Source organism: Lactococcus protaetiae, assembly GCF_006965445.1.
GTDB lineage: Bacteria > Bacillota > Bacilli > Lactobacillales > Streptococcaceae > Lactococcus > Lactococcus protaetiae.
This window is the reverse complement of sequence record NZ_CP041356.1, coordinates 861340-873364: the sequence shown is the minus strand read 5'-3', so window position 1 is coordinate 873364 and position 12025 is coordinate 861340. Positions and strand designations below refer to the sequence as shown.

6 protein-coding genes and 1 pseudogene are annotated in these 12025 nt (G+C 37.8%); 1 reads left to right on the top strand and 6 read right to left on the bottom strand.

Going from position 1 to position 12025, the window contains the following annotated elements; translation table 11 throughout:
* Positions 1 to 3: 3 nt before the first annotated feature.
* The 3 genes from FLP15_RS04445 to FLP15_RS04435 all read right to left on the bottom strand — a co-directional run bounded on the left by FLP15_RS04445 (position 4) and on the right by FLP15_RS04435 (position 3622).
* On the bottom strand, positions 4 to 1725 hold the full coding sequence (locus FLP15_RS04445) for an ABC transporter ATP-binding protein (RefSeq protein WP_142766161.1): 1722 nt from the start codon (positions 1723 to 1725) through the stop codon (positions 4 to 6).
* A gap of 281 nt (positions 1726 to 2006) precedes the next feature.
* Positions 2007 to 3188, bottom strand: coding sequence for a DUF4097 family beta strand repeat-containing protein (locus FLP15_RS04440; protein WP_142766160.1), 1182 nt, complete (start codon positions 3186 to 3188; stop codon positions 2007 to 2009).
* A gap of 98 nt (positions 3189 to 3286) precedes the next feature.
* Complete coding sequence (locus tag FLP15_RS04435) at positions 3287 to 3622, bottom strand: PadR family transcriptional regulator (RefSeq protein WP_142766159.1); 336 nt, start codon at positions 3620 to 3622, stop codon at positions 3287 to 3289.
* Positions 3623 to 4139: 517 nt separating this feature from the next.
* Here FLP15_RS04435 and FLP15_RS04430 point away from each other — a divergent pair.
* Complete coding sequence (locus FLP15_RS04430) at positions 4140 to 5360, top strand: cation diffusion facilitator family transporter (protein ID WP_142766158.1); 1221 nt, start codon at positions 4140 to 4142, stop codon at positions 5358 to 5360.
* A 680-nt stretch (positions 5361 to 6040) separates the two neighbouring features.
* On the opposite strand, the gene gdhA is transcribed toward FLP15_RS04430, so the two are convergent.
* From gdhA to FLP15_RS04415, 3 genes and pseudogenes are all read right to left on the bottom strand, one after another.
* On the bottom strand, positions 6041 to 7372 hold the full coding sequence (gene gdhA / locus FLP15_RS04425; protein WP_142766157.1) for an NADP-specific glutamate dehydrogenase: 1332 nt from the start codon (positions 7370 to 7372) through the stop codon (positions 6041 to 6043).
* Between the two features lie 324 nt (positions 7373 to 7696).
* A pseudogene (locus FLP15_RS04420) lies at positions 7697 to 10236 on the bottom strand (M1 family metallopeptidase).
* A 217-nt stretch (positions 10237 to 10453) separates the two neighbouring features.
* Positions 10454 to 12007, bottom strand: a complete 1554-nt coding sequence (locus FLP15_RS04415; RefSeq protein WP_142767427.1) for a bifunctional metallophosphatase/5'-nucleotidase — start codon at positions 12005 to 12007, stop codon at positions 10454 to 10456.
* Positions 12008 to 12025: the final 18 nt, after the last annotated feature.

The following is a 12025-nucleotide window of genomic DNA, read 5'->3' as shown; positions in this document are numbered from 1 at the left end:
GTCTTAGTCCTCCTGTGCTTTCTGTGTTTCATAGATTTCTTGATAAATAGCATTGTTTGCTACTAACTCATGGTGAGTTCCCTGACCGACCAATTTTCCTTGGTCAAGAACGAGGATATTATCCGCATGAACAACTGAAGAAATCTTTTGGGCAATGATAATCGTTGTGGTATCTTGGAGTTCATTATTCAGAGCTTCTTGAACGAGCTTTTCTGATTTAGCATCAAGCGCAGAAGTTGAATCGTCCAAAATCAAGACGTTCGGATTTTTAACAACACCACGTGTGATAGACATCCGTTGTTTTTGTCCACCTGAGAAGTTGTTCCCGCGTTCTTCAACGATAGATTCATATTGTCCGTCTTTAGTTTCTATAAATTCTGCAGCTTGAGCAATGCGGGCTGCGCGAGTCATTTCCTCATGAGTTGCATCGGCTTTACCTTGCTTGATATTACCTGCAATCGTTCCTGAGAAGAGAATAGCTTTTTGCAGAACAATTGAAATATTTTTTTTCAATGTGCCACGACTGACTGTTTTGAGGTCTTTGCCACCAACAGAAACGGTACCCTCTGTCGGATCAAAAAGTCGAGGGATAAGTTGAGCAAGTGTTGATTTACCTGCACCTGTCGCACCGACAATCCCAACCATTTGACCTGGTTTAACTTCAAAATTAATATCTTTAAGTGTTGGTTCTTTATCATTAGGATAGCTAAATGAAACGTGCTCAAACTTAACAGAACCTGTGAGTTCTTCATCTTTTGCATTTTCATCAAATTTCATCGCTGGCTCTGTATTCAGCACTTCATTGATACGACCAATGGAAACCATACCACGTGAGGCAAACATTGAAATCATACCACCCATGATAATCGCGAACATAATCATTCCCATGTAAGTCATGAAAGTAGCAATACCACCGATACTGTTTTGAGCGACTTTTGTTGAGTCTGTAACAAATGTAGATACTACGTAAATAGCAAGCCAAATCGCACCTTGTGCAATAATAGTGAAAAGTGGAATCATCGCTGAGAAAAGTTTACCAACAGCCCAGTTATGGTCGTAGAGTTCATCAGATGTTTTATCAAATTCTTCAATTTGATTTTGTTCTTGGACAAATGATTTCACGACACGTGAACCACGTAAATTTTGTTTAGCGATAGCATTGATACGGTCCATTAATTTTTGGAAAGCCATGAAATGAGGACCCATGCGTCCCATCAAAACAGCGGTAACCAAAACAATAAGAACAATTAAAAGGACGGTAATCCACCAAAGTCTTGGAAGTGTTGTAATTGAGAGGATGACTGCACCAATTAAAAGCACAGGAATACGCATCAAAATCTGGAAAACCATCATCATCAAGTTTTGAACTTGTGTGACGTCATTTGTCATACGAACAACGAGGTTTCCTGCATTAAAATTTTCAACGTTTTCATAGGAGAAAGTATTGATTTTTTTGTACGTTGCTTCACGAACGTCTGCACCAATTTCTTGGGCAATACGTGCAGCACTAAGGGTACTAGCAATCGCCCCTATAATCCCAATCCCTGCAACTACAAGAAGTTCAATCCCATAGCCTGAGATTTTGTCAGCCATTTGATGACGAGTATAAGTCGTAGACGACATTACTGTCATGATGTGTTTCATGATTTGGGGTTGATAAAGCTGAACTCCTGCATAAATAAAGGTTGATAGGATAGAAAAAATTGCAACCCATTTATGTTTCATGATAGATTTGAATATCATAAAATTCCTTTCTAGAGGTAAAAATGTAAAAATACATTCACTTAGTTTAAATTTTAATTTCATTTTAAAATCAAAATGATGTCAACGAAATTTTTTAAGCAAATTATTATAACATTATTTTTTTTAGTAAACAAGCAATAATTGCTAATACCATTAAACATTATTGTTAGTTTTTAAAATCAAAAACTAACAAACTTATTTTAGCTCATTTTGACTTTTATGTCAATGATTTATCACTTCCTAATTGAAAATACTGTTTCCTTTTAAAGTGTCTTAACGGTAGCATTTCCCGAATTTGTTTCAATATAAAGTAAGCGCTCTGATTCTGAATTGCTATAGCCTGCTTTATGAGATTGAGTTTTGACTGTATAGTTGATATTAGGAAGACTGAGTCTTGTATTGCCATGTCCTGAACGGAGGTCAAAATTAAATATGGCTTCATCACTTACGACAACTTTAGCATTTCCACTAGCTGCGGTTACTTTAAGCTGGGTGAAAAGTTCACTTTCAACTGTTACATTTCCACTTTTGGCTGCAAGCTCTGCGGTATTGGTTTGCAAAGATTGAACTTTTAAATTTCCACTTTTTACATTAGCTCTAAGTGTGTAGATGTCAGCAATATTTAGACGCATATTTCCACTTATCGCCATGACGTCAGCTTGGTAAGCATCAATTTTATTCAGATTTAGATTACCACTTTTGGCTTCAATCATTATTTTTTCGCTTTCAATTTGCTCAAAGTTTCCATTTCCACTATTAAGTATTGTTTTTAAAGTTCGTACTTTGAGATTTTCTGCTTTGAAATTTCCTGAACGACAGTCAATGTTTAATGTTTCAAGTTTAACCTGATTAATCATTAAATTTCCTGAAGCAAGTTGGAGATTGAGATTTTTTTGATAATCTGTCGGTATAAGAAAAACGATTTTTGAACGAAAAGGGAGAAGTTTGCCAAAAAGTTTTGGACGTTTTCCATATTGAATATGAAGCTGATTTTTTGTACTTTGGATTTGTGCGAAATAATCGCTTTTCCATGTATTCATAAACTCCAATAGATGCAACTGACCATCTTCAGAAGGTAAAATATCAACATTATCTTGCTGATAAATCAGTGAAATTTGGTCAAAATCTGCTGGTGAAAATACTTGTTCATTCACCAATGGCAGACTTGAATAGCTGTCAGTATTGTAATTACTGACAGAATCTCGTGACAAATCTGTCAGTGAATGTTCTTCGCTGACAGCAATATCATCTAGGACTTCTGTCAGGTCGCCCAGTTCTGTCAGTGCTTTTTCTATTGCTTCATCTTCTGTCAGCCCGTCAGTAATATAGTCTGCAACATGGTCCGTAAGATTAGCGAGTACCTCATCGTAAAGATCTTCTGTTTCAGGTATTCGTGGATAGTTAGCAAAAATCATATTTAAGCGAGTTTTCAATGCTTCACTCATTTTAATCCTCCTTATGATGTGGAAATATTTGTTTAAAGCAGATAATATCTACATAATTAGTATTTTATCTTTCTGCCTAGTTTTTTAACACTCCAGACTTAATTATTTTTAGCTTTGATGTTCTCAATAATTTGGTCAACTTTCGCCCAAGATTCAAAGGCAAGTTGCATATTTTCACGCCCTATGTCAGTCAAACGATAGTATTTTCTACGTCCGCCTTGAGTTTCATCTCCCCAGTAGGATGTAATTATTCCATCTTTTTCAAGCCGTCTGAAAATGGTATAGAGGGTAGCTTCATTCAGTTCAAACTCTCCATTTGATGCTTCTCTGACTTGCTTGATAATGCCGTAAACATAGTTATCTCCTTGTTCGAGAACATTCAGCAATATCACATTTGCTTGCGCACGTAACATTTCTCTTGGTATTTCAGCCATCTTTTTCCTTTCTATATAAGGGTAAGTATTACTTGAAGTAATCTGACGAGTTTGGAAATAAAATCTTATTTTATACTCCGACTAGCTCTCGTGAAATATTTGGTCATTTTTATTTTTAACATAGTACATTTTACTTCATATTACTGTGTAAGTCAAGGTACTTTATTAAAAAAAGTATTTTTTATCAAAACAAGTGTGTGCTAATACTCCGACCTCTTAGGTCGGAGATAAAGCAGCACTAAGCTTTGAATTTCGTCCGACTAAATTCAGTGGGGAGTTGCCCTTTTATCAGTCGCTTCAGCGGCTAGAGAAAATGGACAAATGTTTTATGAAACTCCCACTGAATAAGTCTTGACTTCATTAATTTTACTTTAGATTAGCCATTTATTTAGCTGAGATAACCGAGTTTCAAAACACGTCTTATCTAAAAATGTTATAATTGAGAGATGAAAAAATCATATTTTTGAGTATTGTTTTTTATTGAATTGTTCCACTCGAATCTATCAGGAGAAATTAAATGTCAACTTCAAGCACACAAAATTTAAAATTGGCTGAGAAAGGGGTTTGGGTTTCAATATTCGCGTATATTATCTTGTCTATTGGACAGATTGCATTTGCGACAATTGTTCACTCCAGCGCTCTTCAAGCCAATGGTTTCAATAATTTGACCGACATCTTGGGAAACATTGCCATTCTCATCGGTCTCAGAATTGCTCGTATTCCTGCTGATAATGACCATGTCTATGGTCACTGGAAAGTTGAATCTATTGCTAGTCTAATCTCTAGTTTCATCATGTTTTTTGTTGGTTTTGAAGTCTTACGTGATACAGTGATGACGATTATTTCTGGGAAAAGCCATGCTATTGACCCTTTGGGTGCAGTGATTGGTCTGATTTCAGCAGCCATTATGATTGGTGTTTTCTTTTATACTCGTGATTTGGCAAAAAAGACAAATTCTCAAGCACTTATGGCTGCAAGTAAGGATAACTTGTCAGATGCTGTGACTTCCGTAGGAACAGCGATTGCGATTGTAGCTGCTTCTATCGGTTGGGAATGGCTTGATACCCTCATGGCAGTCATCATTTGTGGCTTTATTTTAAAGACAGCTTATGATATTTTCCATGATTCTGTCTTTAGCCTTTCTGACGGATTTGACGAAAACCTAGTAGAAGAATATAAAGAAGCAATCAGCCTTGTTCCAAAAGTAAAAAGAGTAAAAATGGTGCGTGGGCGAACTTATGGTAGCAATGTTTTTCTTGATGTTGTCGTTGAAATGTCTCGTGATTTGAGTGTATTTGAAAGCCACGAAGCTACCGAATTTATTGAGGCAATGCTTATTGATAACTTTGGTGTTTACGATGTTGATGTCCATGTAGAACCAGCTGAACTACCTGAAGAAGAGCATTTTGCCAGCCGCTCTCTTGAACTTTTAGAAAAGGAAGAGCAAGTTTTAAACTTGGAAAGTTTGGAACAACTTTTAGACAAAAATTTTAAAGAAATTACTGCTGATGGAACAACTGTAAGTGCTACTGATAAAAAAAATTTACTGACAGGATTGCCAGCACCACAACATTTTGCTATAAAACACTATAAGACCTCTCAAGTCAGTAAAAAAACTTTTATCCTGACCTATGATTATTGGGATAATAATAATGACTTTATCGTCACAAGCATTTGGCGTCGTAATGATTACTGGTACTGCATTTATCGTCAAATTACACAAAAAACAAAGAATTAAATCTCAGCGTGAAAACAAAAAAGAATTTGACAAAATTAGAGTCAAATTCTTTTTCTTTATTTACGTGATTGAAGTGATTACTTCATTGATGGGGATTCTTTCTCTCCCATCAATGTTAGGACCCAACCTCTAGGTGTAACAACTAAGCGACCTGTACGCAGCTAAAGCTGAAACAGTCTGCTTAACATCAAAGATATGAGGTCACACCTCCGCTTCGCTTCGTTATCCATTCGGCTCTATCTCCGTTTCACTGCGCTGTCAATTTCACTAAGCCACTAAAGTGGCAAGTTCAAATCGCAATCGACTAAAGTCGCAAGGCGAAGTGGTCTTGTCCCTGAAGTCTAAGCGCTAAGACCCTAGGGCAGAACGAAAACAGAGTTTGCCATTTCGCCTTATCGTTTGCTTAGGGGTTAAAGCCCCAAGAGCAAAAGGCATTGGCTGTACAACGCCAAATGGCAATCAAACGGACAGCGGAGCAACGAAGTTGCGTAGACCGTTCGTAGAACGGCGGGCGAAGCACGTAGCGATTTGCGACTTCGACTAGGCACGTCCGTGCCGTAGCGAGAATCGACAGCGCAGTGAAACGGAGATAGAGCAAATGGACAGAGTAGCGAAGCGGAGATAGTGCTGCTTATCCCGCCACCTTTAAGAGGTGGGGGAACTAGCACGCACTTGCTAAGTTAAATACCTTGAGCTTGCATGGCAGCGATAACTCGTTCAAAACCGGCGATATTCGCACCTACGACATAATTTCCTGAAAAACCAAAACGTTTTGCCGCTTCGTCAGACTTTGCAAAAATATCTTCCATAATTGTTTTTAACTTATCATCTACTTTATCAAACGTCCAAACTTGGCGTTCAGAGTTTTGAGACATTTCTAGAGCAGAAACGGCTACTCCTCCTGCGTTTGCTGCTTTTCCTGGCGCAAATAAAACTTTTTGTTCTTGTAAATATTCTGTTGCTTCACGACTTGTTGGCATATTTGCACCTTCGGCTACTGCTTTACAGCCGTTGGCAACAAGTTTTTTAGCATCTTCTAAGTTTAATTCGTTTTGTGTTGCACAGGGAAGCGCCACATCACAAGGAACACTCCATATCCCATCATCAGCACTATATTGTGCCTGAGGATGAATGTCCAGATATTCCACAATTCGTCCATAGCGTTTTTCTTTAATCTCTTTGACTACTGCAAGGTCAATCCCTGCTTCATCATAAATATAGCCTGAAGAATCCGACAAAGCTACAACCGTCGCCCCAAGTTGTTCTGCCTTTTCAGCAGCATAAATCGCCACATTTCCAGAACCAGAGATAACAACACGTTGATTTTTAAAGCTCAAGCCATTAGCTCTTAACATGGCATCAGCAAAATACAGCAAACCATACCCTGTTGCCTCTGTCCTAGCTAAAGAACCACCAAAACTCAAGCCCTTTCCTGTCAATACCCCTTCATATCTATGTGTGAGCCGTTTATATTGACCATAAAGATAACCAATCTCACGCCCTCCAACACCAATATCACCTGCTGGAACATCAATATCAGGACCGATATAGTTGTAAAGTTCACTCATAAAGGCTTTACAAAATGCCATGATTTCACGGTCCGATTTACCTTTTGGGTCAAAATCAGAGCCACCTTTTGCTCCACCAATAGGCAAACCAGTTAATGCATTTTTAAATATTTGTTCAAAGCCAAGAAATTTAACAATACCACTATAAACATTTTCCCTCAGTCGCAATCCTCCTTTGTAAGGACCGATTGCATTGTTAAACTGCACTCGATATCCTGTATTGACTTGTACTTGACCAGCGTCGTCCACCCAAGCAACACGAAATTGAATCAATCGGTCAGGCTCTACTAATCGCTCTAAAATAGCATCACGTCGGTAATGAGCTTCATTTTCTTCAATTACAGGTCGCAGGGTATCCAAAACTTCATGTACCGCCTGATGAAATTCGGGTTCAGAAGGATTTTTCTGAACAACAAGATTTTTTATTTCGTCAATATATGTCATAGTACTGTATTTCCTTTCTGCATTTTATTATTATAGCACAAAATATTCAGAATATACAGACTTTGTTGTGTAAAAAATGATTAATTTTGTCAATCTTTGTCTATCATTGATCGTGTAGTCTTGTGTCTTTGTGAATAAGTATATTTTGGGAGATGCACTTATTTTATAGAAAATAAAAATTCTGTTCGAGATAGCTACAAAACTACTATAAACTACTATATAGAATATTACGTATTGTTTTTGATTTAAAAATATATTTTCTTCATCTTAGTGAATAAAAAAACTTACTGATTAAAAACAATCAGTAAGTTTTTCATATTTGGATTAGATTTTTTCAGCACAATCTGCAATCGCTGACTCTACTGATGATTTCTGCTGTTCAATCAAAGCAACACGTGCTTCGATTTGTTTGATTGCCATTTCGATTGAGCGTTTCAATGCTGGATTTTCAAGTTTTGGTTCAAAGAATGCCTTGTATTCTGCCAGTTTTGCTGGTGTTTTGAAAACATTTCCTGGATAAATAACAAACTTGTCAAAACTCATATCGCCGCCAAGTTTTGCTGTGATAAATTCCCAATTTTCTTTCGCCCATCCCCAAGCTGCATCTTGTGCAAAGTCTTTGTTTAAGAGATAGAACCAAGAAAAAGCAATATCTTGTGGTTTTACAATATCCGCATCTTTAAAGTTTTCAAGAAGCTCAGCTACTGTAGCTTCATCTTTAATATTTGAGACAGCATTTGCAAGTTCTCTTTTAAGCTCTTGAAGTGGTGTTTTTACGTAGAAATCCATAAATTCATGAACTCGAGTTGGTGCATTTGATGTTTTTATTTCATTGTTCAAAACGATTGGACGAACATCTGCTGGGATTGTTGCTAAATTATTTTCATGCTGCTTAAATATTTCACTTGCTTTTGCAACAGCTTCTTCATTTTCAGCAAACAATGTCTTAGCGAGTACAATTCCGCGGAGAGTTTCATCTCCCGCTGATTCTCCATCTACTTTTGTCCAACCAAGTCGCGCATAATTTTTTGCAAAAAGTTTGCCAACCAATGTTTTAAAAGATTTTTCTGTATCAGTTTCTTCATCAACAAAGAGTTCAAGTTCGCTAATCAATTGTGAAAGTCCAGTATTTACGATGTAGCTTTCTTCATTGGCAAAAGCTGGAAGGATATTTACTACATCCGCGTATGAAATCACACCTGCTTTAGCTAAAAGTTTACGATCTTGGATGATTTGGAATTTTGTGACATTTTCAAGAGTTGAAAGGTCTGCAAGCAGGGCTTCCAAAAGCTCACCTTTGTAGTCAATGATATAATGCGCCATATTTGCATCATTTAAAAGCAGGGCTTTGCCAGAGTTCTTAGCTTTCAGAGCTGCAAATCCTGCTATTTCAACCTTTTCAGTCGAAAGTAAATCAGGAAGTCCTGTCCAGTTTGTGTTCAAAGGAACATTCCACAAACGTCCTTCATCTACTCCGTCACCAACAAAGAATTGTTTTTGAGTTAAAACGAGCGTGTCATCAACTACTTCAGCTGTGACTACTGGATAGCCTGGTTGGTTAATCCAGCTATGCATGAATCCTGCAACATCTTTACCTGATGTTTCAGATAAAGCATTCCACAGGTCATCTCCAACTGTATTCCCATATTTGTGAGATTCAAAGTAAAGATGAAGTCCGGCAGCAAAATCTTCGTCTCCAAGCCACTTACGAAGCATAACCATCAACCTTGAACCTTTGGCATAGACAATCGCTGGGTCAAATAGGGTTCCGATTTCGTCTGGATGGTTGACATCAACGTGCACAGATTGAACGCCATCAGTCGCATCACGGTTCAACGCCATACTTGCTTCAGAAATTGAGAATGATTCCCAAACGTTCCATTCTGGTTGAAGTGCATCAATTGCAACGTATTCCATATTATTAGCAAAGGATTCATTGAGCCAAAGGTCATCCCACCATTGCATTGTAACGAGGTCACCAAACCATTGGTGAGCTAATTCATGAGCAATAACTGTGGCCACGTACTGCTTGCTTTGAACTGTGGCATTTTCTGGATCAACAAGCATACAAACTTCACGATAAGTGATACATCCCAGTTTTCCATCGCACCTGCTGAGAAGTCAGGGAGCGCAATGTGCCAACTATGTGGCAATGGATATGGTGTTTTGTAGTAATCTTCGTAAAACTCAATTGAGCGAATCGCAATATCAAGTGGGAAATCCAATGCCGCCGCGCTGTGTGCTTTAGTTGAAAATGCCCCAACTTCAACACCAGATTTTGTCTTGCCTTTTTTGTATTGCATATCTCCAAAGACAAAGGCAAGTAGATAAGAACTCATACGTACTGTACGTTCAAAGACATGAATGCCTTCGATGTTAAGCAATTCTGGCATATTTGATACGATGATATCGCCTGGTTCTTCGTCAAATTTGACAGAGAGGTCAAACGTAGCTTTTGCTTCTGGCTCATCAATAGATGGGAAAGCTTGACGGGCAAAATGGCTTTCAAACTGTGTACCAATGAGCATTTTCTTTTCGCCATTTACTTCATAATATGAAGGATAAATCCCCATCATATTGTCTGTTAATTTTGCTTCATATTCAAATGATACTGTAACAGGTCCCTTTGCTCCAACAGGTACAACGATTTCTTCATTGTCGTAATCATTGATAAAATTTGTTTCTACGCTGAAAGCTTTGACGGATTTGATATTCAAATCTTTTGTGTGGAAATAAATTACATCACTTAGCGCTTCACCTTTGATGGCAACTTGCCCTTTGAATGTTTTTGATTTACGGTCAATATCCAAGAAGATTTTATAATTTTCTGGGATAAATGTTTCAATTAAACGCTTTACTGCCATATTTTTTGTTTATAAATTCTGTCAGTATACTGACAGAATTTACTGCCCTCCTTTAAAAAAACAATTTTCTTTATTATAACAAAATTGTTTGAAAATTTCTAATACTGCTTGATTTTTAACCAAGCGAGTGCCTGCCAAATCCCCCACCTCTTTTAAAGTGGAGGGATAAGCAGCACTAAGCTAGTGGGAGAGAAAAAATCTCCCACTGATGAAGTAATCACTTCAATACTTCAAAATTATGATTGGCTGTCGCCTCAACAACTGGGTGTGCTTTGAGATACTCGGCAATCAGTTCTGTCATGTCTACTGTGACTTCCTTGATAATTTTGTCAGCAGAAAACATATCATAATTTCCTCCGCCAACTGCGCGATACTGATTGACAACAATATCTAAAAATTCGTCAGCACTGACAGATTTACCATCAATTTCAAGTCGTGTAATTCTTGAACCAACAGGCTTTTTCAGATCAATCGTATAATCAATTCCTTCATACATATCATAATTGTAATACTGGGGTTTAGGCTCAATAAAACGTGGGCTAAAAATAATATCTCCTGAAGCGGAGCGCTCAAGATGTTCTGCTGTATGTTCAAGCGCCGCCTTTAAATCACGACCCGTCACGCGCAGTACAGCAAGTGTATTGGGATAAATGTAATTGGTCAAAATATCCCGCATCGTCACGATTTGCCCAAAACCTTTAGCCTCATTATTGAAAAGGGAAGTCCCAGAAATCTTGCAGCCTGTTGCTTCCATTTGTACTTTATTGACAAATTCGATGTAAGGATGCTCATGAATTCGCGCTTCGGATGGCTGGCTAATCGTCATATCTCCTGAAATTTTTCCCATTGGAGTGTCAAGCCAATCTTCTGCTGCTTCATGAGTTTCTGAAATTAATTGTTGTATTTTAGAGCTAATTTTTGAAGTTCCTGTTTCGTGCAACTGCGCTGTTGTAGCTGTCACTTTTTTTGTTTTTTCATCAAATTCTAATGTGATTTCTCCAACAGTTTCTCCACGATAGGCCGGCTGCACAACAGGTACACCAAGCACATTTTGGGCAATTTTTCGGTGCTGATGACCGCTGACAAATGCATCAATCCACTGACCACATTCTGTCAGTAACTGATAGCCTTCATTTTCGCCTGTCAGCGCTTCTGATGGTAAGCCCGTCTCTAAATCGCGCTCAAAACCGCCATGATAAGCAACAATCGTGATGTCAGCGAGTTCACGAAGTTTAGGAAGTAACTCTTTTGCCACTTCGACAATAGATTTAAAAGTCAATCCTTTGATAATCTCAGGTTGCTCCCAATGTGGAATAAACTGCGTCAAAAGTCCTACCACAGCAATTTTTATTCCGTCTTTCTCAATAATTTTATAAGCGGGACCAAATGCTAAATTTCCAGATTCGTCAAACACATTTGCTGTCAGAATAGGATAATCTGCTCCATCAATATAACTTTTCAAATAATCAATGCCATAGTTAAACTCATGATTTCCCAATAAACCGACATCATATCCAAAGGAATTAGTCACAGCAGTCAACTCAGAAATCCCATTTTTACGTTGTTTGGCTAGATAGTAAGCCAGAGCTGAGCCTTGCAAAATATCGCCATTCTCAATCTTAATCACAGGACCATCCGCTACTTCTGAAAGTTCTTCCATCTTTGTCTGTGCCTTAGCCATCGAAAAAGGGAAATCCATGTTACGCGCTGTATAATTCGTCGGCAAAATATAACCATGCATATCGCTTGTTTCTAAAATCGTAATTTTCATCATTTTATCTTTTCTTTC

What these genes read in the sequence shown, in the direction of transcription:
- gdhA (WP_142766157.1), bottom strand. Translation starts at nt 7,372, where the DNA reads ATGACATATATTGACGAAATAAAAAATCTTGTTGTTCAGAAAAATCCT.
- FLP15_RS04435 (WP_142766159.1), bottom strand. Translation starts at nt 3,622, where the DNA reads ATGGCTGAAATACCAAGAGAAATGTTACGTGCGCAAGCAAATGTGATA.
- FLP15_RS04415 (WP_142767427.1), bottom strand. Translation starts at nt 12,007, where the DNA reads ATGAAAATTACGATTTTAGAAACAAGCGATATGCATGGTTATATTTTG.
- FLP15_RS04440 (WP_142766160.1), bottom strand. Translation starts at nt 3,188, where the DNA reads ATGAGTGAAGCATTGAAAACTCGCTTAAATATGATTTTTGCTAACTAT.
- FLP15_RS04445 (WP_142766161.1), bottom strand. Translation starts at nt 1,725, where the DNA reads ATGAAACATAAATGGGTTGCAATTTTTTCTATCCTATCAACCTTTATT.
- FLP15_RS04430 (WP_142766158.1), top strand. Translation starts at nt 4,140, where the DNA reads ATGTCAACTTCAAGCACACAAAATTTAAAATTGGCTGAGAAAGGGGTT.